10 protein-coding genes and 1 pseudogene are annotated in these 25,612 nt (G+C 64.4%); 4 read left to right on the forward strand and 7 right to left on the reverse strand.

The genetic code is table 11. The annotated features are described in order from the left end of the window. Positions 1–96: 96 nt before the first annotated feature. A complete protein-coding gene (locus NKJ06_RS20210; RefSeq protein WP_352810463.1) occupies positions 97–12,615 on the reverse strand; it encodes an inverse autotransporter beta domain-containing protein in 12,519 nt (4,172 codons plus the stop codon). 255 nt (positions 12,616–12,870) lie between these two features. On the opposite strand from NKJ06_RS20210, the gene NKJ06_RS20215 reads away from it, so the two are divergent. Together NKJ06_RS20215 and NKJ06_RS20220 are read left to right on the forward strand one after the other, a co-directional pair. After that, positions 12,871–13,419 (forward strand): invasion associated locus B family protein, encoded by a 549-nt coding sequence (locus NKJ06_RS20215; RefSeq protein ID WP_352632104.1) that lies wholly within the window; start codon positions 12,871–12,873, stop codon positions 13,417–13,419. A 128-nt stretch (positions 13,420–13,547) separates the two neighbouring features. Then, on the forward strand, positions 13,548–14,792 hold the full coding sequence (locus NKJ06_RS20220) for a M24 family metallopeptidase (protein WP_352632102.1): 1,245 nt from the start codon (positions 13,548–13,550) through the stop codon (positions 14,790–14,792). Between the two features lie 231 nt (positions 14,793–15,023). On the opposite strand, the pseudogene NKJ06_RS20230 reads toward NKJ06_RS20220, so the two are convergent. From NKJ06_RS20230 to NKJ06_RS20250, 5 genes and pseudogenes are all read right to left on the reverse strand, one after another. Continuing rightward, positions 15,024–16,459: pseudogene (locus NKJ06_RS20230) on the reverse strand (amidase). A gap of 157 nt (positions 16,460–16,616) precedes the next feature. Continuing rightward, complete coding sequence (locus NKJ06_RS20235; protein ID WP_352632100.1) at positions 16,617–17,708, reverse strand: Gfo/Idh/MocA family protein; 1,092 nt, start codon at positions 17,706–17,708, stop codon at positions 16,617–16,619. 341 nt (positions 17,709–18,049) lie between these two features. Then, entirely contained in the window at positions 18,050–19,213 is a 1,164-nt protein-coding gene (locus tag NKJ06_RS20240; protein WP_352632099.1) for an ABC transporter substrate-binding protein, read from the reverse strand. Between the two features lie 73 nt (positions 19,214–19,286). Next, the gene (locus NKJ06_RS20245; protein WP_352632098.1) at positions 19,287–20,147 is read right to left on the reverse strand and encodes an ABC transporter permease; all 861 of its coding nucleotides are present in this window, start codon (positions 20,145–20,147) and stop codon (positions 19,287–19,289) included. Continuing rightward, positions 20,144–20,971, reverse strand: coding sequence for an ABC transporter ATP-binding protein (locus tag NKJ06_RS20250; RefSeq protein WP_352632096.1), 828 nt, complete (start codon positions 20,969–20,971; stop codon positions 20,144–20,146). The genes NKJ06_RS20245 and NKJ06_RS20250 overlap by 4 nt, the downstream gene beginning before the upstream one ends. Positions 20,972–21,305: 334 nt before the next feature. On the opposite strand from NKJ06_RS20250, the gene NKJ06_RS20255 reads away from it, so the two are divergent. After that, entirely contained in the window at positions 21,306–22,250 is a 945-nt protein-coding gene (locus tag NKJ06_RS20255) for a MurR/RpiR family transcriptional regulator (protein ID WP_352632094.1), read from the forward strand. A 112-nt stretch (positions 22,251–22,362) separates the two neighbouring features. Next, the gene (locus NKJ06_RS20260) at positions 22,363–24,150 is read left to right on the forward strand and encodes an NAD(P)-binding domain-containing protein (protein WP_352810464.1); all 1,788 of its coding nucleotides are present in this window, start codon (positions 22,363–22,365) and stop codon (positions 24,148–24,150) included. Between the two features lie 209 nt (positions 24,151–24,359). On the opposite strand, the gene NKJ06_RS20265 is transcribed toward NKJ06_RS20260, so the two are convergent. After that, on the reverse strand, positions 24,360–25,595 hold the full coding sequence (locus NKJ06_RS20265) for an amidohydrolase/deacetylase family metallohydrolase (protein WP_352632090.1): 1,236 nt from the start codon (positions 25,593–25,595) through the stop codon (positions 24,360–24,362). Positions 25,596–25,612 lie beyond the last annotated feature (17 nt).

The raw sequence follows: 25,612 nt of genomic DNA on the forward strand, positions 1-25,612 counted from the left end.
GCTACATTAGTGAGTCGACAGAAATCTCCAAGAAAATTAACGCCGCACTACTGCTGATGGATATACCTAACGCTTCGTAAGTATGCCCCATCGAAATTAGTTAGTCGGCACAAGGACAAGCCCACCATTGTGCCCACCCGGGATCGCGGCGTAAGCCAGCGCACCGCCAGCGTCGAACGAGAACACCGAACCTATCGGCGTGTTGCCGCCGGCATTCCAGACGGAGGTGGCAATCGCCTGATTGTTCGCGCCGACCGCAAAGTTCTGGAAATACAGATGCGACGTGTTGCTGCCTTCGCGCGTCAGGAAGGCAATGTCGTCGGCTGGCTGGGCCAGGGTCACTGCATTGTTGGCGATGTTCAGATAAACGGATGAGAGTTCGCCGTTAGCAGTTCCTGAACGCACGTCGATGCCGACTGCGCCGTTGCCCGCCGAACCGGTGCCCGAAAGCGTGATGTTGTTGTTGCGGATCGTCAGATCGAGCGAGCCGTTGTCGGCGCTCGGGCCGGCGCCGTCGCCATGCGCTATGGCAAGGATCGCCGGATCGTTGCCGGACTTGGTGATCGTGTTGCCGATGATTTCGACAACGCCGGTCGAAGCGTCTTCGGGATGGATGTAGATCGGCGAGCCCGCCGAGCCGACGCCGCCGCCCTGGATATCGGCATTGTTGTTGATGCGGCCCATGATGACGGCATTGTTGATGCCGAAGACGTTGATGACCGGGCCGCCATTGCCATAGATTTTTTTGTTGTTGAGTATCTTGAAATTCAGGTGGGCGGTGTCCTCGGCGTTGAGGCCGATGGCGCGGCCGAGGCCGCCTTGCGGATCGAACGTATTGCCGTTGCTGGCCGTGCCACCGTCGGTGATGTTGACATTCAGCGTCGAGGTGTCGCGGGCGAAAGCTTCGACGCCGGAGGTCTTGAGGCTGACGAAATTGCTGTTCGAGATGTTGAGCGTCGCGTTGGCGCTGCCAAAGGCCTCAAAGTTGAGACCCTGCGCTCCGTTTGCGGAAAGCTTTGTGTTGCTGAACGTGCTGCCGGCAATATTCAGCGTCAGGCTTGTCCCGGCATCGTTGCGGATATCGACCAGATTGTCGCCGCCAGCGCCAGCGGTGAAGCTGAATGTGGAATTCGTGATCGATGACGTGCCGGTGAGATTATAGAACCGCATGCCGCCTTCGAAGACGGCATCGCCGAAGCCGGTCACAGTGGTGTTGGCGATCGTCAGGTTCGAGACGTTCTGGCCGTTGATGCCGACCTGGACGCCGCCGTTCAAATTCAAATTGGCGAACGCTGCCGTCGCCACGCCGCTCATGTTGATCGCCGCCTGGGCCGCACTGTTGAATGTCGGACCGTCGACATTGTTGAGCGTGCCGTTGCCGCTGTTGGCATTGGTGAAGTTCATGTTCGAAAGCGACAGATTCTTCGTCGACGTGAACAGCGCGCCTTGCACTGTGTTCTGGATTGTGCCGCCGGAACCTGCCGTAACGCCAGTGCCGGTGACCGTCAGCCCGCCATTGCCGGCGGCGAGACCCGTTGTGTTGAGCACGATGCCGTTGGTGCCGCCATTCGCCGAGATGCTCTGGAACGTCAGCCCGCTCGCGCCGATCGTCGTGTTGGCGACATTGAGCGCCGTGCCCGTTGTGGACGTGATCGTGTTGCCGGTGCCTTGCACCGTCACCGTGCCGCCGCCGGTGGCGTTGAAGCCGATGCCGCTGGTGGTGTCGATGACCAGCCCGCCATTGGTGAAGTCGATCGTCACGCCGGTGTTGTCGGTCAGGGTGACGCCTGCGCTCGTCGTCGAAGTGATTGACTTCGACGTACCCGAGAAGGTGATCGTTCCGGCGGCGTTGTCGTCCAGCACGATACCGATCTGGCCGCTGACATTGTGCGTGATATTGCCCGATAGCGTGATGTTGCCGGCGCCGGCGGCGCGGTCCTGGATATCGACCGCACGGCCGGTGCCGCTGGTGATGGTACCGGCGTAGCTGAAGCCCGTCGTGCCGCCGCTGTTGACGCCACCGGCGCCGTCGCCGATGCGGATCGTGGCGCCGGTGCCGCCGATGAGCGAGCCGGTGCCGAGGCTGACCGTGCCGGTGCCAGTGACTGTGTCCATGATGACGGCGCTGGTGCCGCCGGCCAGTATCTTGTTGGTCGATGAGAAATTCACGCCGCCGGCGGCGACGACGACGGTGTCGAGATTTAGCGCGGCGCCCGTCGTCGTGCTGATCGAATTGCCGGCGCCCGTCACGGAGACCGTCCCGCCACTCGTGGCGTTGAAGCCGGTGCCGTTGGTGGTGTTGATCGCCAGCCCGCCATTGGTGAAGTTGATCGCCGTGCCGCCATTGTTGGTCAGACTGACGGCGTTGTTTCCGCCGGTGGTCAGCGTCTTTGTCGCGCCGCCGAAAGTGATCGTGCCGCTGAGGTTGCTGGTGGCGAGGATGCCCAGCCCATTGTTGGTCCGGGTGATCGTGCTGGCAGCGTCGAAAGTCACCGAACCGCCATTCATGCCCTGGATGTTGACGACATTGCCGCCAGGGTTGGTGATGTCGACATTGCTCAGGTTGACGACCGCGCTGACATCGTTGTTGGGCGGCAGGCCTTGGTCACCGTCGATGACGAAGGCATGGTTCGCAGCCCCGGCGGCGGTCTGGATGGCGACATTGTTGAAGGTGAAAGTGCCGGTCGCGTTGTTCAAAGCGTCACCGAGGATGGTGATGCCGCGCGCTCCGGTCAGGCTCGCATTGTTGATGGTGACGCTGCCCGCCGCGCCGTCGATCAGGATGCCAGTGCCGGCGGTGTCGTTGAGGCCGTTCGCCACGGCGGTGGTGAAATTGATCGCACCGCCGGTCGTGTTGGCGATCGCGATCATGCGTTGGCTGGCGGTGGCCTGGGTGATCGTGCCGGCATAGGTGACGGTGGCGCTGCCGCCGCTGACATTGAACGACGTGCCCGTCGCGCCGCTCAGCGCGCCGGTGCCAAGGCCGACCGTGCCGGTGACATTGGTGAGGCCGACATTGTTGGCGCCACCGGTCGACGAGGTCGCGGTGAAATTGATGCCCGCGGCGACACCGTTGAGGTTGACCGCCTGTGCGGCCGTGGAACTCACGGTTCCGGTGGTGACATTGACGGTGCCGCCGCCGCTGGCGCTGAACCCGGTGGTGCCGTTGGTGACGATACCGAGGTTGGCGAAGCTGACAGTCGAGGCCGTACCGTTGTTGTTGATCGAGACCGCGGTGCCGGTCAGCGTCGAGACCGTGCCGAGACCGACCGCGCCGGTGAAGCTGACCGTGTTGGCCGCCGTCGCGCCGGAAACGCTGATGCCGCTCGCCGTGCCATTCGCCACGACCGCCCCGGCAAAGCCGAAGCTGCCGCCACTGCGGCCCGTTATCGTGACCGCTGTGCCGGTCGACGTGCCGGGGACGCCGACAAAGCTTGCCGCATCGAACCCGATGGTGGCGTTGCCGCCGGCAACCGTGATCCCACCGCCGGCGCCGCCCGTGACATCGACATTGGTGCCAGTGATCGTGCCTTGTGGCCCGGTTCCACCGCCGAAGACGATGCCGGTGCCGGTCGCCGCCGTGGTGACGTTGAGGTTGGCCAGTGTCGTCGTGCCGGTTGCGTTGCGGATATCGAAGGCAATCCCGGTGGCGCCGGTGCTGCTGACGTTGCTAATGGTGGTGTTGAGCGCGTTGACGATGACGTCGCTGGCATTGCCGGAGAACGTCACATTGTCGATCCCCGTGCTGGTCGACGGCGTGACCTCGACGCCGGCGGTGGCGAAATTCTGGATCGTCATGTGGCTGATGATGGTGCCGGACGCACCGAAGCCATTGTCCTTGATGCCGCGTGCGGCACCCGCCGGGCTGCCGTCGAGGATGAAGCCGTCGATGAAGTTGCCGCTGGCGCCGAGCGTGATGGCGTTGCTGCCGGCACTCGTCGTCAGCGTGGCGGCACCATCGGCCGTGGCGTCGACGATCGAGATGTTGTTGTTGGCAAGCTGGATGGTGGATGGCACCGTCATCGCCAGGTTGATGTTGCCATTGCCGAAGCCGCGCACCTGCTCGCCGGTGGCCAGCACCAGCGTGTCGTTCGCATTGCTGCCGGCCGCTGTGATGGTCCCGCCGTCGTTGACGAGGACGAGGACATCGCTCGTTACCGCCGCTGCTTCCGCCGTGGAAAGCGTCGCCAGATTGTTCTGGTCGCGGCCGGTTCCGTCGCCGGTCGCGCTCGCGCCGACGAAATAGATCTTGCCGACGCCGAAGCCGAGGCCGGGGCTGGCGGCAAAGTTGACGTCCTGGAAGTTATAGGTGCCCAGCGTCGGCGCGCTGGACGCGTCGATGCCGATAGCGGCGCCGATGGTCGAATTCTGGTCCGTCGCCGTTTCGCCGTCACCGTAGGTGAAGGCGAGGTTGGTGGCGCTGTCGAGGAAGACGCCGGTGTTGACGCCGGTGATGCGCGAACTGGCGCCGCCGACAACGGTGTCGCCGAGGCGCACGATCTGGCCGCCGGTGGCGCCGCGCAGGTCGACGCCGATCGAGGTGCCGGCGCCTATCGGGTTGGTGACATCGAAATCATCGGCCGTGATCGGCGCGTTGATGGCGGCGCCGTTGAGGTCGAAGGCGACGCCCGTGGTGCTGTTCAGGCCGATGTCGAGATTGCTGAACGACAGCGCAGCACCCAGCGTGCCGGTGATATCGACGCCGGTCGCGGTTATCCCTTGCAGGTTGACCGTGCCGAGGTTGACAGCGCCGCCGCTGACATTGTTGAGCAAAATGCCGGTCCCCGCGCCATTGACGGAGATCGAGGCGAAGTTGACGCCGTCCGTGCCCACCGTCGCGCCGTCGAGCCTCAGCGCGCTTCCGGTCGTCGTGGTGATGGTGTTGTTGAGGCCGGAGACGCTGAACCTGCCGGCGCCGGTGGTGCTGGCGTTGATGCCATAGCCGAAGCCGGTAGTGATGCCGAGACCGCCGTTAGTGAAAGCCAGCGTGCCGATGCCGGCGGATCTGACGATGGCGTCGTTGGCGCCGGTATTGAAGGTCTTCGACGTGCCGGAGAAGGTGGCCGTTCCCTCGGACGTTCCGTTGAACGCGATGCCGATGCCACCGGTATGAGCGATGGTGCTGGAAATATCATACACGCCATCGGCGCCAAAGAAGCCGAAGGCCATCGACGCCGTAGTCGAGGTGACCGAACCGCTGAGGTTGGCATGGGTCCAGTCGCCTCCACCGGCTGACAGCACGGAGCCCGTGTCGACATTGATCGAACCGTTGTAGGTCAGCGTCGCAAAGGCAAGGCTATTGCCACCCGAGGTACTGATGGCCGCAGCGGTGGTGCTTGTCGTCGCGCCGATGCTGGCGATACCGCCATTGCCACCAACGTTGATGGTCCCGCCCTCCGTGTTCAGCGCAATGCCAAATTGCCCGCCGTCGATGGTCAGGGTGGATCCGGCGACGTTGGCGATGTTTATGGTGCCAAGCTGGCCGCTGATATCGAACCCTCTGTAGCTGACGTCGAGATCGGTCGTGCCGGTGAAATTGACCACACCGGCGCCTGTCAGGCCGGCCAACAAGGCGCCGGTGTAGCCGGTATCCCTCAGCCCGCCAATGTTGATGTCGGCGGCCAGGTCGAGGCCTGACAACAACACGCCGGCGGCGTTGATCGTCGATACCGCCGAAATACTGTCGAAGGTGATGCCGCCGGCGCCGACATTGGTACCGGCCACCAGCAGCCCGTCGCCGCCGGAGTTGATCTTGTTGCCGCTGCCGGTGACGGTAAGGGTGCCTGGACCGAAACCGCCAAACGCGACGAAACCCATGCCGCCTGTCGTCGTCGTTATGTCGAGGCCGCCATTGGTGAAGTTGATGGTGGAGTTCGGGTTCGGGTTCGGTATGCCGGAGACCACACCACCAGGCCAGCCGATATTGACTCCGTCGGTCGCGCCCGAGCTGATCTGCTTGGTCGAGCCCGAGAAGGTGATCGTGGCCGAGTTGTTGCCGGCAACGACGATGTTGCCGCCCCCCGCCGCGTTGCTGTCGCTCAGATTGCCCGACAAGGTCACCGAGCCACCGGTCAGCTCCTGGATCGAAACCGCGGCCCCGATGCCGTTGCTCGCGATGATGCCGCCGTAGGTGACGGTCGCGTTGCCGCCGCTCGCATTGGTGGCCGAGCCGACATTGAACGACGTGCCCGAGCCGCTGTTGGTCAGCGTGCCGGTGCCGAGAGCGACCGTGCCGCTGAGGTTCTGCAGGTCGACGCCGCTACTGGAAGCGAATGTCGCACTGGTCGAGGCGAAGTTGATGTCAGCCACGATGCTGTCGAGCGCCACCGCCTGCGCGTTGGTGGCGTTGATCGTGCCGGTCGTGACATTGACCGTGCCGCCGCCGCTGGCGCTGAATGCTGTCGCACCGTTCGTGGTGATATCCACATCCGCGAAAGTGACCGTGGAGCCGGTGTTGTTGGTGAGCGAAACGCCAGTGCCGCCGATCGTCACCTGGTCGGTGAAGGTCACCGAGCCGCCGGTGCGGTTGGCGATATTGATGCCGCCGCCGGTCAGCGTGCCTGCCGGTCCGGCGTTGGGCAGGAAGCCGCGCGAGACCGAGATGGTGCCGGAGCCGGCATTCACGTCGAGCAGGGTGCCGGCGACGTTGATATTGTTGTTGATGACCGACAGGTTGGTGTTCAGCCCGGCAACCTCGATCGCGGTCTGGCCGGCCGCGACGTTGCTGATCGTCACGCCTTCGATGGTGATGCCGCTGGCATTGCTGAAGCCGACCGCGCCCTGGTCGATGAGGAAGGCAGCGCCGGTGGCGCCGCTGAAGTCGAAGGCGGTGTTGCGCACGGCATTGTCGCCGAGCAGCTGCATCAAATTGGCCGTGCCGCTGACCACGGCCTCGTCGCCGGTGATGTTGCCGCCGGTGGCGCCGAGATTGCCATGGACATTGGCGGGCTGGATCGTCCCTGTCGAAACGGCGTTGCCGTTTCCGAAGCCGGCAATGGTCTGTCCTGAGTCGAGCGTGAAAGCGGTGGCGCCGAGATCGATCGTGCCGACGAAGACGAAGTTCTGCGCGCCGGTCAGCGCATCGGCTGCGGCGAGCGAGATGGAGTTGACGCCCGTGCTGAGATTGCCCGTCGTACCGGCCGCGATGAAGCCGCCCGATTGCGAAACCATGGTGACCGAACCGAGAGCCGTGGCCAGATTGGCGCTGCCGGTGAACAACACGTCGTCGAAATCGTAGCTGCCCTTCGTCGGGTCGAGCCCGACGGTGTTGACGGTGTAGCCGCCGGATGCCGCGATGATGAAGGATTCCAGCCCGTCGGTCGAATCGCCGTCGCCGAACGTGAAGGTGGCGTTGGCGGTAGTCGCGGTGGTGCCGCCCGACGACAGTTCGACGCCGACGCCGACATTGTTGATCTTGGAGCCCTGCAGGAAGGTGATGGTCTTGTTGCCTGTGGTCGACGACAGGTCGATACCGCGTGAGGTCAAGTCGCCGGTGCCGGTGATCGTGGTCAGGCCGAAATCGGCGGTCGTGGACGACCCGCTGAAGTCGATGCCGGTCTGGTTGGCGCCGGCGCCCAGCGTCACAGTGGTCGTTCCGAAGGTGACGTGGCCATTGGTGCCGACGAAATTGATACCAGCCGTGTTGGCGGTGACTCCCATGGTGATGGCCACCCCGCCGGCGAAATTGATCGTGCCGCCGGCATTGCCGCCCAGGTTGATCGCATTGGCCGCACCGGTGGCGGTGATCTTGCCGCCGAACGTGGCGGTGCCGCCGATCATGCCGAAGATCCGCACCGCGCTGGCTGTGCTGGTCTGGTCGATGGTGCCGTTGTAGGTAAGGTTGGGCGTGGAGCTGTTGATGCTGAAGGCCTGGTCGCCCGTGTCGGCGATGGAACTAGCGACCCCGAAGGTCAAGGTTCCGCTTGAGCCACCAAGGATTTCGACGCCTATGCCTGTGCCGACGCCAGAGATATCGAGGTCGTCGAAGGTGGCGGTGCCGTCGAAATCGTTGGCGAACAGCGCGACATTGGCGGCGCTGGTGATCCTGGTGTTGCCGGTGAAATTGAGGGTCGCGCTCGAACCGACAATCGCAATGCCGGTTTGACTCGGGTTCTGGATGGTCAGATTGTCGACCGTGACAATGCCGGTCGTGCCGTCAAGTATAAGACCCACCTTGGCGGCACTGATCGTCACGCCGTTGATCGTTGCACCATCGCTGCCCTCTCCGTCGATCGCACGGTTGGAGCTGCCGACGGCAAGATTCTCGACGACATTGCCGTTGGCCAGGTCGATGGTATTGCCGGCCGCATTGTTGAGCGTCGCACCGCCATTGCCGAAGGGGTCGTCCTGCACCTGCGTGCCGCTGATGACATTCGCACCGGTGACATTGGCGGGCGGCGAGCCAAGGCTCACGGAAGCGCCATTGGCGAAGGACACGATCGATTGGCCGTCGGCCAGCGTAAAGCCGTCGGCATCGGTGTCGATGTTTCCGGCCCCGTTGTTGACCAGAACGAAGATGGTGTTGGCCGGGGCCGCCAGCGCGTCCGCCGCGGTGGCGTTGATCAGGTCGTTGACGCTGGAGCCATCGCCGAGGCCCGTGTTGGCGGCGCCGACGTAGATGACATTGGCGATGTCGAACAGCTGCGGGCCGTTCAGCACCGTGTCGTTGAAGGCGTAGGTGCCGCTGCCCGGCGACAGGCCGCGCATGTCGAGCGATGCCGTGACGCCCGATATCGACGCGCCGCCGGCCGCGCCGAACGAGAACGTCGTGTTGGCGGTGGTTCCGGCCAGGCCGTTGGTGCCCAACTGGACGCCGGTGTCGACACCGGTGATGACGCCGCTGCCGATGGTCACCGAGCCGCCATTGGTGCCGGACAGGTCGATGCCGGTCGAGGAGCCGCCGGAACTACCGCTGACGTCGAGCGTGGCGGCGGTGAAGGTCGAGGTGCTTCCCGACAGGTCGAGCGCGGTGGAGCAGTTGCACAGGCCGGTGATATCGATGTCGCCGAAGCTGATAGTGCCGTTGCTGCCGACGACGTCGATGCCGTTTCCGAACGGCTGGTCGATGGTGACTGCGCCGCCGAACGAAACGGCGCCGGTGTTGTCTTCCAGCCAGATACCGTCTCCGGGATCGGTCATGCTGACCGGGCCGCTGAAGGTGATCGCGCCGGCGTTGCCGATGGCGAGGATGCCCTCGCTGTCGACATGGGTCAGGGTCACCGGCCCGCCGAAAGCGACCGCGCCACCGGAATTCTGGACGTCGATGCCGATGCCGCCCGGGGCGGTGATGTCCGAGATGTCGACGGCTCCGAACGTGAAATCGGCGGTGCTGTCGAAGATCCCGATGCCGCCGAGGATGGTGTTGCTGACAGTCGTTGCGCCGGAAACGGCGAAATTTCCCGACACGCCTGCAAACATCGCGCCGAACCCGCCGCCGTCCTGCGTCAAGCTGGCCAGCGTCACGTCGATATTGGCGCCGAGCAAGACGACGCCGGCCGCGCCATTGCCGGAGATCGTGCCGTCGGTGGTGCTGAATGTGCCGGTGGTGGAGAGGACGTTGACGCCGAAGCCGGAATTGCCGGACGCGTTCAGTGTCTGGAATGCGTATGTCCCGTCGCCGACGATGAACAGACCGTTGTCGCCGTTGTCCGACAGCATCGTCGTGCCGTTGAATGCATATGTGCCGTCGCCCTGGATCGACAGGCCCGCATCGGTATTGCCGCTTGAGCTCAAATTGGCAGCAGTGACGCCGTTGGTGCCATCGAACAGCACGCCGTTTAGACCAGCCCCCGAAACGGACACGCCTGAAATCGTGACATTGCTGACGCCGTTGCCGTAGATGCCATTGGCGCTGCCGCCGGAGACGTTGAAGTCCAGCAGCGAGCTGTTGTTGGCCAGCGTGCCGACATCGCCGGCGCCGGACTTGGTCAGCGTCGCCGCGCCGCCGGCCTCCGCGATGGCACCGGTGTGGGTGACATTGTCGCCGGTTACATTGACCGGGAGGCCGCCGAGCGAGAAGGTCCGCCCGTTGCCGAAAGAGGCCAGTGTCTGCCCGGCGCCCAGCGAGAAGCCATCGGCGTCGTCGATGGCCGTCCCGCGATTGACCAGCACGAAGATCGCGTCCGCGTCGGTGTTGGCGTCCGCTGTCGCGACCGAGGCCAGGTCCAGCAGCGACGAGCCGCTGCCCGTGCCGGTCGCGGTGGCGCCGACGAAGATCACATTCTGCACGTCGAACAGCTGCGCGCCACTGAACGTCGTCGAGCCGAAAACATAGTGGCCGAGCGTCTGGTTCAAACCACGCGCGTCGAGCGAAGCGGTGATACCGGCGATGGAGCCGCCGCCGAAGCTGAACTCGGCATTGGCCGAATTGGCCAGCGACCCCGATATGCCGAAGCGCACGCCGGTGTCGACGCCGGCGATCGAGCCGCCATTGGTGATGATGATCGTTGCCCCGCCCGCACTCGGCGACGCAAGGTCGATGCCGATCGACCCGGCCGCGCCGGGGCCGGTGATGTTGAGCGACTGCGCGGTGAAATTGGTCTTGGATCCGGAGAAGTCGAGGCCGGCTTGGCCGACTCCCAGCCCGGAAATGACGATGTTTCCGGCGACCACCGCCGCATTGGCGCCGGCAAACGACATGCCGTCGCCGCCGGGTGCCGAGATGGCGACGTCGCCGAAGCGTATCGCCGCCGGCGAATCCGAGATGGCGATTGCCGGTCCGGCCGTGTTCGAGATCGTCGTCTTGCCATTGACGGTGAAGCTGCCCGAAACATTTTCGAGCACGACGCCCGACGTGCCGCCCGTCTGAGTGATCGAATCCAGCACGACATGGGCGGTGATCGGGTCGATGAAGACGCTTACGCCATCATCGCCCAGGGCTTTGTTGCCCGATACCTTGCCGCCGGTGATTGTGATGCTTCCGCCGGTGCCCTTTACGGTTATGCCGGCATCGTTGTTGTCGAGAGCATTGACGGTCGCGAATGTATAGGTGCCCTTGCCCGTGATATCGAGCCCGTCGTCGAGATTGCCCTGCAGCAGCGTCGTGCCGGTGAAATTGTAGGTGCCGTCGCCTTCGATGTGCAGGCCATCGAGACCGTTGTTCTTCGCGGTGAAATCGGATGCCGTGACGTTGGTCGAATTGCCGGTGAACTCGGCACCATTGCCGCCCGCACCGTCGACAGTCACTTTGGTCAGCGTGGCGCCGGTAACATTGTCGCCGAAGATGCCATCGCCACCGCCGGTGATGGTGATGCCGTTCAAGGTGTTGCCGTTGCCCAGTGTTATGACCGGGTTGGCGACGTTGGTGCCCTGGATCGTGCCGTCGCTGCCGCCCAGGTTGAAGGTGCCGGTGCCGCCGCCGACAAGCTTTGCCGTGACGCTTTCGCCGCCGCCGATGACGGTCTGGCCGTCGGCAAGCGTCACGCCGTCGGTCGTCAGATTGCCGTTGCCGCCGAGCGCTACCACAAACCCGCCGCCGCCAGCCTTGGTGACGGCATCGTCCAATGTTGTCGGATCGGCTTGGGTGCCTGCGCCCGCCAAGCCGCCATCGGCAAAGTAGAATTTTCCGAAGGCGGCGTTGGTCGCGGCGTTGATGGCGACGCGCGTCGTCGATCCGCCGTTCAGTTCCTGCGACTGGATCCTGACGCCGATATCGCCGCGCACCCGCTCGTTGACGCGCTTGCGCAGGCCTTCGCTGACCGGATAGACCGGCTCCGGCCCGCTGTCGGCCCCATTGTCCGAGCCATGGCCGGGATTGAACGGGATGTTCAGCCGCACGCTGCCGGCGAACTGGGTGTCGTCGCGATTGTCATTGCGGACCTCGCCGGCGAACACCAGTTCGGTGCCGCTGCCGAAGACATCGCCGATCGTGTATTCGAAGCCGGCCTTGGCGCCGGTGACGCTGTGGTCGTTGCCGTGCGGGTCCTCGAAATGGTAGCCGCCGATGTCGAGCCGCAGCGAATGCTTGTCGGGCAGGTTGATCGGCACCTGGGCGCCGATCTCGCCTTCGATACCCCATGCCGCGTAGTCGCGATGGTCGAGGACCGAAATCTGCTCCATCAGCTGGTTGCCGACCATCGACAGGGTCGAACTCGACGAGTGATCGGTGTGGTCGCCCTTGATCGGCAGATAGACGTTTACATGCGCGTCGAAATGCGGCGTGATCGCCTCGGCGCCCAGCGTGGCCGATGTGAACTGGCTGGAGTTATAGTTCTCGACGTTGAGATAGGCGTAGCCGCCGATCATCAGGTCGGGGTTGACGATGCGGCGAATGCCGAGGCCGACATCCTGGCCGAAACTGTCCTTGAAATCATGCTTGGCCCGGACATCCAGGAACAGCACCGATTCGGCCGTCTGCTTGAGCGGGATGAAGCCTTCGAGCGCGGCGTTGCCGCCATTGTTGTCGGCACCGATGATGGCGCGAATCTGCGGCTGCCACAGCCCGTTCGGGTCGCCGTGGGCGGTCATGCCCGAAAGGCCGAGCGCCAGCGTCGTAAGCGCCGTCGTCTTCCACAGATGCTTTGCAATTCGTGAATGCCGATAGCCGGCGCGAACGTGGAAATCCTCCCCACGCGCCGCCACCCCACCAACTTGCCGAGAAATCTCGGTAGTGCCCATCCCTGGCGAGTCCTTCCGGGACTACACGTCCACCGTGCGATTGTTACTCGAATTCTATTGTATAGCGAGTCTCGGGCCCTTCGATTTCTGGAAGTTTCCTGCAAAGTCGCGTGGTGTGTCCGAAAGGTCACAGTATTTCGTCGGCTTTCTTGTCTCCGGCCCAGCTTTCGGAACAGTCCCGACTGTTGTATCAAGCTCTACCGAGGAGAATACCTGGTGGGGCGAGGAAACATGCAAGGCATCCGACAAAAGATCATGACATTTACTTTAGCACAAGCTAATCTACTTGGCATGGCGGCGGGTTGTGGCGCCCTGTGGCTGATCCTGGCCGCCGCTGGACCAGCCCTTGCCGAAGACGCCAAGCCGGCCCAGCCAAAGCCCTCCGATGCCAATCCGTGGGCGGTGAACTGCTCCAGCGGCACGGCAAGCGTCGAACTTCAGTGCCAGGTGTCGCAGAACTTGACCGAGGCCAAGACCGGACAGCGCGTGCTGACCGTGACCATGCGCCGCGACAGCGGCAATGGCGGCTTGGCCATGCTGCTTGCTCTGCCGCACGGGCTGTTCCTGCCGTCCGGCGCCAGCTATCAGATCGACCAGGGCCAGAAGACGACCCTCGCCATCCAGACCAGCGACCAGAACGGCGCCTATGCCGCCACGCCGCTGTCGGCCGATCTCATCAAGGCCATGAAGTCCGGCACCAATCTGAACATCGGCATGGAATCGGTCACCCGCAAGCCGGTCACCATCCCGGTGTCGCTGGCCGGCTTCACGACCGCCATCGCCAAGCTGGAATCGATCAAGTAGCGGATTCGGCTTGACCGCTGCGGTGCATAGCCTTTGCTGACAGCAGGACAGCACCGGCGGCCCATAAACCGGCTTGATTGTCTCCACATGGAATGCTCCGTTGCCGCTTCGGACATTCGGAGAAACTCATGACAGGCTTTGTCGACCGCGAGCGCGCGGCGCAACTGATGGAGCACGCCGGCATCGAGGCGCTGGTGCTGTGTGCGCCCGAGGCCTTCCACTATGCCACCGGAACCTCGATCGGCCCGGCGGGACTATTCCGGCGCGCCGGCGCCGGCTTCGTCGTCATTCCCGCGGCCCAGGACCTGCCGATCGGCGTGGTGGCGGCGGATTTCAATTCGGCACAGCTGCAGCGGGTCATGCCGGACGCTGTCATCCGCAGCCACCCGATCTGGATCGAGTCGGCCACGCTTGACGCCTCGACATCCGGGCAGGGGCTGGCGCAACGCATCGAGGCGGGCATTGCCGCGTCCGGCCGGGCGCTCGGTTTTTCGCGGCCGGCGACATTCGAACTTGCCCATTCCGTCCGCGAGCTGAAGCACATCCTGAGCGGGTTCGGGCTCGATCGCGCGACGATCGGCATCGATCTCGATTTCATCGCCGCCGCCGATTTCTCAGCCATGAAGGAGTTGCTGCCGGCCTGCACGATGGTCGACGGCTCAGCGGTGCTCGACAGGCTGCGGGCCATCAAGTCGCAACGTGAGATCGACCTGCTGCAGCAAGGCATCATCCTGTCGGAAGCCGGGCTGGACCGGCTGCAGGTGGATGCCATGGCCGGCATACGCCAGGCCGATCTTATTGCGCTCTACCGGGCAGGCGTCGCCACCGCGGCGTCCGGACTGGCCCATCCGGTGGCAACTGCCGAATATGTGACGCTGGGCGCGAAGGCCAAGGGTGCCGATGCGAAGGCCACGCCTGGCGATCCGCTTAAATGCGACATGGTCTGCACCGTGGGCGGCTACGCCTCCGATATGTCGCGCAACTTCATTTTCGGGCCGCCATCCGCTGAGCAGGCCGAGCTGCACGCGATCGCCGAGCGGGCCTTCGAGGACGGACTGGCCGTACTTGTTCCGGGAACCGCGCTCGCCCACGTGCATCGCGTCGCGACCGAAAGCCTCGCGCGGCAAGGCCTGCGCTCCTACCGCCGCGGTCATTTCGGCCATGGCGTCGGCCAGTCGGTCTTTTCCGAACAATGGCCGTTCATTGCGGCCGACAGCGATGTCGTGATCGAAGCCAGCATGGTGCTGGCCTTCGAGATCCCGCTCTACATCGACGGCCTCGCCAGCTTCAATCTCGAAGACCAGTTCCTGATCACGCCGGACGGGCCTGTTGCCATGAACCGTCTCCCGAGGCGGTTGGAGAGGATTGGGTAGCAATGGTGGTCGCTGCTGCAGGGTAGCGTTCTACGGCGCCTCCCTCTGTCCTGCCGGACATCTCCCCCACGAGTGGGGAGAAGGGCTGTCGCGACCGCCTTCGCCTATTTTCAACATTGCAAGAAAAGAGGCCGGCGCCGAAGCTGCCAATCTCCCTCCTTGTGGGGGAGATGTCCGGCAGGACAGAGGGGGGCGCCACGGAACTCGGCGGCGCGTGTCTGCCTTGTACAACTAAGCGCTCACCGCTGGCCGCCGCCCCTTCCACGGCATCTCCTGTTCGAGCTGCACTGAGGTGGCCAGCACGGTGGCCTCGTCGCCGTAGCAGCCGACCAGTTGCACGCCAATCGGGACGCCGCCTTTCGACCAGCCGAGCGGCAGCGAGATCGCCGGCTGGCCGGAGATGTTGAAGGGGAAGGCAAACACCGAATCCGCCCATTTGGCGTTGTAGCGGTCGATGTCCGTCTCCGACATGTCGTAGTAGCCGAGCGGGCGCGGCAGCTGAGTCAGTGTCGGGGTGATGAAGAGATCGTAGGCGCCGAGGTCGCCGACGATGTCGCGGCCGACCTGCCTGAGCTGCTCGACATCGGAGATGTGCCTGATACCGCTGGTCGCGCGGCCGCGCTCGATGATCGCCCAGGTCACCGCCTCGACGTCATTTGGCGTCACCGGCCGGCCGATCACCGTTTCAAGGTAGTCGAAGGTCGCCGCCGTCTGCACGCAGGTCATGTTGGTGTAGGTTTTCCAGACCGCGTTGGCGTCGAGCGGCATGTCGTGCTCCTCGACGTCGTACCCGAGACGCTCGAGCGCCGCCACGGTCGCCAGCACCGCAGCCCTCACCTCCGGGTCGATCGCCGTGCCGTTGGGTGGCGTGACGGAAAAGCCGATGCGCAGCTTCTTTGGTGCCCGCGCCGAGAGGCTGAGCCAAGAACCATTGGGAATCGGCGGCGTGTAGGGGTCGCCCGGCAGCGCGCCGGCCACCGCGTCGAGATAGGCCGCGGTGTCGCGCACGGTGCGCGAGCAGCACAGGAAATAGGCGCCGCCATACCAATAGTCGCCGAACGGCGCGAGGCTGACGCGGCCGCGCGACGGCTTTAGCCCGACGATGCCGCAGCAGGAGGCCGGAATGCGGATCGAGCCGGCGCCATCGCTGGCCTCGGCGATCGGCACCATGCGCGCTGCGATGGCCGCGGCAGCACCGCCGCTTGAGCCGCCGGGCGTGATGCCTTCCTTCCACGGGTTCTTCGTCGCGCCGTAGAGTTCGGCTCGGTTGTGATCGACCAACCGTTCTCCGGCGCGTTCGACTTGCCGACCAGCACCAGCCCTGCCGCCTTCATGCGGCGAACGACTTCGGTATCGAAGTCGGCGACGACGTCTTTCAGGTAGAAGCACGAATTGGTGTTCGGCGCCCCGGTCCAGGACGAGGCCAGCTCCTTGAGCAGGAACGGCACGCCGGCGAAGGGTGTTGATTTGTCGACCGTCTGCGCCTGGGCGCGCGCCATGTCGTAGAGGCGATGGACCACCGCGTTGAGCGGGGGGTTGAGCCGCTCGACCAGGGTGATTGCTGCGTCTACCAGTTCAGCCGGCGTAACGTCGCCCCGCTTCACCAATCCGGCCAGGTCCAGTGCGTCGGACTCCGCACAGGTTTTCAGCAGACTGTCGGTAGCCATGTCTCGCTCTCCCAGTTTCTCAATGCCACCCGTTGAGGTGCCCGAGCTGTCGCTTCCGGGCCAACATTCGCGAACCTAAAGCGATCGCCCTTTGGACACACCAATCTTGTCGATGCTCTCGTTCCTCCGGCGCCGCCTCCAGCGCCAGCAGCCGGATTCAGGCCAGGTCGACGGTCCGCCCCAGCGCGATGCTCTGTTCGGCGGCCAGCACGATGCGCAGGCTGTTGACCGCCGCATCCATCTGCTCGCTGAGGTCGAGATCTTCGCGGATGGCGCGCAGGAAGAAGGCCTGCTCGCGGTCGCAGAGTTCCTGGTGGCCGGGCTCGTCCTCCATGCTGACGATCTCGTCGGGCTTCGAGAAATTCTTGTCGCCGTCGACCGCGGCATAGTGGATCTTGAGCGCGTCAGTCTTGGTGTGGCGGTCGATGTCGGCGGAGTTCGACACTTCGGCCAGTTCGGCCGCGCTGCTCGCCTGCTGTCCGGCGACGATCGAGACAGCGCCCTTGGGGCCGACCACGTCCTTCACGAAATAGGCCGTCTCGCTCATCATCGGGCCCCAGCCGGCCTCGTACCAGCCGACCGAGCCGTCATCGAAGGTGACGTGCAGATGGCCGTAATTCTGCTTGTCGGCTTCCGCCCACAATTTGGCGCCGATGCCGTGCACACGCACCGGCTTGGCGCCGGTCAGCTGGCACATGACGTCGACATAGTGGACCCCGCAATCGACGATCGGAATCAGCGAATCGATGAGGTTCTTGTGCCAGTGCCAGGCACTGCCGCTGCTCTGCTGGTTGAGGTTGAGCCGCATCACCAGCGGCTTGCCGAGCGTCTTGCCGACTTCGATGAACTTGATCCAGGAGGGGTGGACGCGCAGGATGTAGCCGAGCACCAGCTTGCGGTTCTTGGCCCGCGCCGCGGCAACAACCTTTTCGGCATCCTCATTGTTGGTGGCGAGCGGCTTTTCCATGAACACATGGCAATTGGCTGCGATCGCCTTCAGCGCATATTCGGCATGGGTGTTCGGCCAGCTGTTGATCGACACGGCGTCCGGCCTGGTCTCCTTCAGCGCCTGATCGAAGTCCTCATAAAGCGGATAGCTGGAGAGCTCCGCCGGGATCTTCGTGTTGCTCTTGATCGAGCGGCTCATGATGCCGACGATCTCGAAACCGTCGAGCCGGTGATAGGCGCTCGCATGCGACGCACCCATATTGCCGAGACCAACCACCAGAACTTTTACCTTGTCGGACAATTCCGCCTCCCAATTCTTGATTGAATCTTGGGCGGCGACCTCGTCGTCGCCCGTATGTTAATCCAGGACAATCACCTCAGCTTGGCGCTGCCCCTTCCTCTCCCCCGTCGATCGGGGGAGAGGTGGCGAGCGAGGCTCGACGGAGTGGGGGTCGACCTTCGCCGCGCGCTGAGGTTTCTTGCTCGCCAGAGATTGTGCCTGCGGCGACTGCCCGTTTGGCGAACGCATTCCACCACTCCGGCGCCGCTTCGCGGCGCCACCTCTCCCCCCTCCGGAGGGAGAGGAAAGGAGCCAAGGCAGGACAACGAGGGGCAGCGCCGACATTGCTCGTTTGCGCAGCCCTATTTCACCGCCGAATCGAACAGATGCGCCTTGATCTTCTCGACATCGAGAGCGGCAAAGCCTTCCGACAGCTTGTATCCGTCGGCGTCGGCCTTGACCTTAGCCTTGTCGAAATCGTTGGCCGGGCCGATCAGCTCATTGGTGCAGACATCCTCGGCCTTCACCGGCGCGGTGATCTGGCCGATCTTGTGGATTTCGTCGAAGAAGCCCTGCCAGCTCGCCATATCGTGCGAGCCCCAGCCGCCGCGCTTGTCCATGTCGCCGCGGAAGACGTTGATCTGCTGCAGGATCGACGTCGTTCCAAGTTCGGGCCCGAGATTCTTGGCCAGCGTCGGGAACTGCTCGAACACCGCTTCGACGGCCGCGCGAGGGTTTTGATACCCAAACTCCAGGCCCATCGCCCAGCCGCGCAGATACTTTTCCAGGAACGCCTTGCGGTCGGGATCCTCGAGATCGGCGGCACGCACGACGAAGGTGTTGGCCGGCAGCTTCGAGTTCTGCACGCCGAGCCAGTATTCGAAGTCGAGCCCCTTGGCGATCCATTCGGCGCGCAGGCCTTCCCATGCCAAAGCGGCATCGCCCTGGCCGCCGGCAAGGGCGGTGCCCCAGGTCGGCCAGCCGGCCTCGACATACTTGACCTTCTTGATGTCGACGCCTTGAGCGGCCAGCAGCGGGTCGGTGATCGACTGCCATGCGGCGGAGCCGAGCAGGATGGTCTTGCCTTCCAGCTTCTTCAGGTCGTTCGACCCCTCACCCTTGCGGAAGGCGATGCTGAACGTGTCGCGAGCGCCCATGTGGAACACCGACTTCAGCTTCATGCCGTTCTGGATGGCGAAGGAAAACACACCAGGCGACGGGAAGCCCATATCGGCCTGGCCGACATCGACGAACTTGACCGTCGCGGTTCCATCCGACGGCCCCGGCTGCATGTCGGTGTCCAGCCCGTCGAAATAGCCGGCCTTCTTGGCTGCCCAGTAGGGATAGTCGTCGAGCACTTCGAGCGTGCCGCGCGGCGAGATCCAGGTGAATTTTCCATAAGGCTCGGCCCTGGCCTTGCGGCCCGTGGCGCCAAGTGTCGTCGCGGTCACCAGCCCGGCGCCGGTCACCTGCAGGAAATAGCGGCGGCTTATCCCCACCGGGTTGATCGAGATTTTTTTGGTCATGGCATTTCCCCTTTTTGTTGATTGTCAGTCTTGCCCTGTCGCCCGCCTCCCGGGCGCCACTAGTTTCCCGCGTTCATGCCTCCCAGCTCGCCCATTTCTTGCCGATCAGGAAGAACAGCACGTAGATCAGGATGCCGAGCGTCGACAGGATCAGCACGACCGCGAAGAACTGCGGCATCTGGATCATCGACGAATAGGTGGTCAGCCGGTTGCCAAGGCCGAAGCCGCCGCCGACCATCTCGGCGCCGACAGCAGTCAGCAGGCCGAAGATGGCGCCAATCATCAGTCCGACCAGGATCATCGGCAGCGCCATCGGCGCGCGGATCTTCCAGAAGATCTGCAAGGTGCTGGCGCCATAGGAGCGCGCCAGCACGATCTTGGCGCTGTCGACGCGGCGAAAGCCGGTGGCGGCGTTGATCATCACCATCGGCCCGGCGGCCAGCGCCACCGCGATGATGCGCGGCGTGTAGCCGAAGCCGAAGCGCAGGATCAGCAGCGGCACCAGCGCCAGCATCGGCGTGGTGACCAGCAGCAAAATGTAGGGCGCGACGATCTTCTCGGCGAACGGGAACTGGGTGATGACCGCAGCCAGGATGAGGCCGATAACGGCGCCGATGGCGAAGCCGGACACCAGCTCGACCAGCGTGTAGCCGAGATGCGGCGCGATCAGCGGAAACTCGTCGAACAGCGCATAGGCAATCGAGCTCGGCGGCGGCATGATGTAGAGCGGCACGTGGAACAGCCGCAACGCCAGCTCGATGCCGCCGATGATGATCACCGCCACGGCAAGAATGGCGGTCACTTCCTTGCCCGACTTGATGCCGGGCCCACTGGCGAAGGCCGACAGATTGGTCAGGCTGACCTCGTGGCCGTCGCCGGATTTGGCCCCCGACTTGGCTTTCGAGAATTCCGGGATGGCGTCACCTCCGCTCACGGTCTGATCCTCACGATCTCGGCGCTCGGGCGCTCCGGCGCTTTTGGCCGCGTGCGCTCGCCGACTATGTCCATCTTGATCCGGTTGGTGAGGTCGAAGACCTCTTTCGTCGCCATGATCTCCAGCGAGCGTGGCCGCGCGAACGGCACACGATATTCCTTGGCGACGCGGCCCGGCCGGGCGCTCAGCACCACCACCCGGTCGGAGAGGAAGATCGCCTCCTCGATGCTGTGGGTGATGAAGACGATGGTGGTCTTGGTGTCGAGCCAGATCTCTTCGACCAGGCGGTTCATCTCCTCGCGGGTGAAACTGTCGAGCGCGCCGAACGGCTCGTCCATCAGCAGCACCGAGGGTTTCAGCGCCAGCGCCCGCACGATCGCCGCGCGCTGCTGCATGCCGCCCGACAGTTCGCGCGGAAACTTGCCGCCGAAGCCATCGAGCCCGACGCGGTTCAGCAGATGCGCGATCCACGCCCGGTCCGGCTTTTCGCCCTTGATCTCGAAGGGGAAGCGGATGTTGGCGTCGAGATTGCGCCACGGCAGAAGGTTCGCTTCCTGGAAGACGATGCCGATATCGGGATGTGGGCCGGTGATCTTGATACCGTCGAGCCGGATCTCGCCGCTGGTCAGGCCATGCAGGCCCGACATCGACCACAAAAGGGTCGTCTTGCCGCAACCGGAAGGACCGACGATCGAGACGATTTCATTGGCACTGATATCGAGGCTGCAACGGTCCAGCGCCAGCAGGTCGCCGGAGGCCGTGTGATAGATCTTGGTCGCTGCCTGCACGCCAAGCTTCGGGTTTTTCGCATCGCCCGTATTCATCTGCCCCCCGGGAAGATTGCGCGATGATCCATTGGCTCATCCCTGCGAAAATCAGTCTGTAACTATCCTACTTTCCTGTCAAGCACGAGCGCTGGTACCTGTATCACAAAAGTCTGGTCCAATAGCTAATTTGCTGTTTTTGAACAATTTTCTACGTCTTGAAATCTATGTTGCTTTCCTACATACTTCTGAATTCGCGTGGACTGGAAAGAAAGCGGCGACGTGAAGCTTCCCCAACGACACGCTGCGGTTGCGATGCGGCCGGGCACGTGGAGCCATGGCGTGCAAACATGCTAAGACGTCAGCCTCGCAACCAGGGAAAGACCGGGATCTCATGACCGAAGCTGGCAGCCAGGAAGAGCCTGTTCCAAGCGACGATGCGGAGGGGCGCGATCCTGTCCGGCGCATCCCCGACATCATCTCGCTGGTCAAGGATTCCTACGGGGAATTGCGTCCGGCCGAACGGCGTGTCGCCGACGTCGTGCTCGACGATGTCAAATACGCCGTCGATGCCTCCAATGCCGCCCTTGCGCAACGCGCCGGGGTCAGCGAACCGACGGTGACCCGGTTCTGCCGCGCCATCGGCTGCGAGGGCGTGCGCGACTTCAAGCTGAAGCTGGCGCAGAGCCTCGTCGTCGGTGCGCTCTATCTGGCCAAGTCACCTTCCGTCAGCAACGACAATGGCATGCCGTTCTGGAATGCCGTGTTCGGCGAGGCGCGCCGGGCGCTGCAGGAGGCCGAGCGGCAGCTCGACCCCGCGCAGCTGCAGAAGGCGGCCGAGCTGATCGCCAAGGCGCGCCAGGTCACGGTCTTCGGCCTCGGCGGCAGCTCCTCGGCACTGGCGCAGGAAACCCAGTACCGGCTGTTTCGCTACGGCATATCGATCAGCGCCCAGTGCGATCCCTACCTGATGCGCATGACCGCCTCGACCTTGAAGCCCGGCGATCTGGTGATCGCCATTTCGGCGACGGGACGCACGCGCGAGGTGATCGAGGCCGTCGAACTTGCCAAGCACTACCGCGCCAATGCCATCGCCGTGACCGCGCCCGACACCGAACTCGCGCGCGCCTGCGACGTCAGGCTGACGGTGGCGGTGCCGGAATATCCCGACACGCTGAAGCCGACGGCCTCGCGCTTCGCCTTCCTGGCCGCGATCGACCTTTTGGCGGTGGCCTCCGCCTACAAGCTCGACGGCTCGGCCCGCGAGACCGTCCGCCGCATCAAATACAACGCCCAGATCCACCGCACCGGCAAGGAGATGGAGCCGCTCGGGGATTAGTTTCTTCCCCCCGTTCACGGGGAGAAGGTGCCGGCAGGCGGATGAGGGGCAGCGCCGAGTCCGACAAGTTACCGTTCCAACACAGATTAGACGCATGCAGGAAGAGGAAAAAATGCTCGAGATAGCCCCATCGAAACAGGCCGCCGCATGGCTCGAATCCCTGGCGCAGGCGCTCGAAACGGGCGACGCGGCGGCAGCGAGCAACCTGTTCGTCGATGATTGCTACTGGCGCGATCTCCTGACCTTCACCTGGAACATCACGACCATGGAAGGTCGCGAGGCGATCGCCGGTATGCTGGCGGCAACGCTGGCGACGGCGAAGCCGACGGCATGGCGCCTGACCGGCGAGGCAACTTCGGACGAGGGCATCATCGAAGCCTGGTTCAGCTTCGAAACCGCAGTGGCGTCAGGGGAAGGCATCATGCGGCTGCGCGATGGCCGCTGCCGGACGCTGTTCACGGCGATGCCCGACCTGATAGGGTTCGAGGAGCGCAAGGGGGCGGCGCGGCCGCTGGGCGTGCGCCACAAGGCCGATCCCAAGCGCGAGACCTGGTCGGAGGCGCGGGCGCGCGAAACGCGCGAGCTTGGCACTGATGAACAGCCCTATTGCCTGGTCATCGGCGGCGGCCAGGGCGGCATCATGCTCGGCGCGCGGCTGCGCCAGCTCGGCGTGCCCACCATCGTCATCGAGAAGAATGCGCGGCCGGGCGATTCCTGGCGCAACCGCTACCGCACGCTCGTGCTGCACGACCCGGTCTGGTACGACCATCTGCCCTACATTCCCTTCCCGGAAAACTGGCCGGTGTTCACGCCCAAGGACAAGATGGGCGACTGGCTGGAAATGTACACGCGCGTCATGGAACTCAACTATTGGGTCGCCACCAAGTGCCTCAGCGCCTCGTATGACGAAACCGAAAAGGTCTGGACCGTGGTGGTCGACCGCGTCGGCCGGCAGATCACGCTGAAGCCGAGGCACATCGTCTTCGCCACCGGCGCCTATGGCCCGCCACGGCGGATCGATCTGCCGGGCGCCGATCAATTCAAGGGCGAGTTGCTGCATTCCAGCCAGTATGCCAGCGGCGAGAAATTTCGCGGCAAAAAGGTCGCCGTCATCGGCGCGGCAAGCTCCGGGCACGATGTCTGCGTCGATCTCTGGGAAAGCGGCGCCGACGTCACCATGATCCAGCGCTCGCCGACCACCGTGGTCAAGTCGGACACGCTGATGGAAGTCGGCTTCGAGATATTCTCGGAGACCGCCCTGGCGCGCGGCATCACCACCGCGAAGGCCGACATGATCGTCGCCTCGACGCCGTTCGCGCTGGTGCCCAAGGGCCAGCGCGCCCTCTACGAGGTGGTCAAGGCGCGCGACGCGGCCTTCTACGACCGCCTGCGCGCCGCCGGCTTCGCCATCGATTTCGGCGACGACGAGACCGGCCTTTTGATGAAGGCCTACCGCACCGGCTCCGGCTACTACATCGATGTCGGCGCGTCCGACCTGATCATCGACGGCAAGATCGGCGTCCGCAGCGGCGTCGCCATCAAGTCACTAACGCCGAGCGGCATCCTGTTCGAGGACGGCACCGAACTCGCCGCCGACGCCATCATCGCCTGCACCGGCTATCAGTCGATGAACGAGACGGTGGCGGGAATCGTCTCGCGCGAGGTCGCCGACAAGGTCGGCCCCTGCTGGGGCCTCGGCTCCGGCGTGAAGGGCGACCCCGGCCCATGGCAAGGCGAGCTGCGCAACATGTGGAAACCAACCGCGCAGGAAGCGCTATGGTTCCACGGCGGCAACCTCGCACTGTCGCGCTTCTACTCGAAATATGTGGCGCTGCAGATCAAGGCACGGATGGAGGGGATAGAGACGCCGGTCTATGGGGCGGTGAGCAACGCCAGGTAAGATCGACCCCCACTCCGTCGAGCTTCGCTCGCCACCTCTCCCCCGATCGACGGGGTAGAGGAAGGGCACGAGTTTGCCAGCCTTGGCGCTTTTCCTCTCCCTCCGGAGGGGGGAGAGGTGGCGCCGCGAAGCGGTGACGGAGTGGGGGAAGCCATTCGCCAAACGCGCAGCCGCCGTTAGGCAGGCACAACCCCGACGGCCGAGATCAGCTACTCATGCCGATGCCCAAAATGCCTCGCCGCAACCTCGACATGCGTATGCCGTTCATGCGCCCCGAAACGTTCCGTCTCGCTGACGTCGTTCACCGTCTCGTTTGGCCACCAGGTGCCGCCGATGGCGATGCCTTCGCAGACCAGCCGCTGGTCGGCGACCAGCGATGCGCCGACCGCGTCGACGAAGGTGAAGCGGCCTGGGTGCTGCCGGAGCACGGCGACATCGCCAACCGTGCCGACCGCCAGCGTGCCCAGATCAGGCCGCGCGATCGCCTGTGCCGGCGCCTGCGTCGCGGCGCGCAAGACCTCGACCAGCGGCATGCCGAGCGCCAGCAGCTTCGACATGCAGACCAGGATGTCGAAAGCCGGCCCGTCGACGCAGTAGAGATGCACGTCGCTCGAGATCACGTCGGGCGCCAGCCCCTCCTCGAGCATGGCCCGGGCGACCGCGAAATCGAACGAGCCCATGCCGTGGCCGATGTCGAAAATGACGCCGCGCTCGCGCGCCAGCCGCATGTCCGGCCGCACCGCGCCGGAGGCGAAGACCGGCGCATTCGGGAACGGCCGGAAGCAGTGGGTGAGGATATCGCCCTTGCGCAGGCGCGGCAGCACTTCCGAGCGGCCGGGCGGCGGCTCGTCGATATGCGCCATCAGCGGCAGCCCGGCCTGATCGGCGGCTTCCAGCGCCAGATCGACGGGTGCGATGCCGCTGGTGCCGCCGGCGTGCTTGCCGGAGCGGACTTTTACGCCGACCACGACATCGCGGTGTTCGCGCACCGCCGCCACGACCTCGCGCGGCTCGCAGAGCCGGAGATCGCTGCACTCGCCGACCGACACCGTCTGCGAGAAGCCGAAAATGCCGGCAAAGGAAATGTTGACATAGGCCAGGATGCGGACCTTCGAGCGCTCCATGACGTGGCGGCGGAAGCCGAGGAAGTTGCCTGCACCCGCACTGCCCGCATCGATGAAGGTGGTGGTGCCGCTCTTTGCGGCCAACCGGTCGGCATCGACGCCGAGCGAGGTGCCGCCCCAATAGACATGGCTGTGCAGGTCGACGAGGCCTGATGTGACGATGCAGCCGGCGGCATCGACGACCTGCGCGGCGCTGGTCACCGGGATATCGGCATCGATCGCAGCGACTCGGCCATTGGCAATGGCGACATCGCGCAGCGCATCGATGCCGGCCGCCGGATCGATCAGCCGTCCACCCTTCAGCAGGAGGTCGAATTGCATGGGGGGAACCTCCGCTT

Origin of the sequence: Mesorhizobium sp. M0293, assembly GCF_040321735.1 — a bacterium.
Taxonomy (GTDB): domain Bacteria; phylum Pseudomonadota; class Alphaproteobacteria; order Rhizobiales; family Rhizobiaceae; genus Mesorhizobium.

Bases quoted from the DNA above. Each gene is read 5' to 3' on its own strand.
- NKJ06_RS20210 (WP_352810463.1), bottom strand. From the start codon at position 12,615: ATGGGCACTACCGAGATTTCTCGGCAAGTTGGTGGGGTGGCGGCGCGT.
- NKJ06_RS20215 (WP_352632104.1), top strand. From the start codon at position 12,871: ATGACATTTACTTTAGCACAAGCTAATCTACTTGGCATGGCGGCGGGT.
- NKJ06_RS20220 (WP_352632102.1), top strand. From the start codon at position 13,548: ATGACAGGCTTTGTCGACCGCGAGCGCGCGGCGCAACTGATGGAGCAC.
- NKJ06_RS20240 (WP_352632099.1), bottom strand. From the start codon at position 19,213: ATGACCAAAAAAATCTCGATCAACCCGGTGGGGATAAGCCGCCGCTAT.
- NKJ06_RS20250 (WP_352632096.1), bottom strand. From the start codon at position 20,971: ATGAATACGGGCGATGCGAAAAACCCGAAGCTTGGCGTGCAGGCAGCG.
- NKJ06_RS20255 (WP_352632094.1), top strand. From the start codon at position 21,306: ATGACCGAAGCTGGCAGCCAGGAAGAGCCTGTTCCAAGCGACGATGCG.
- NKJ06_RS20260 (WP_352810464.1), top strand. From the start codon at position 22,363: ATGCTCGAGATAGCCCCATCGAAACAGGCCGCCGCATGGCTCGAATCC.
- NKJ06_RS20265 (WP_352632090.1), bottom strand. From the start codon at position 25,595: ATGCAATTCGACCTCCTGCTGAAGGGTGGACGGCTGATCGATCCGGCG.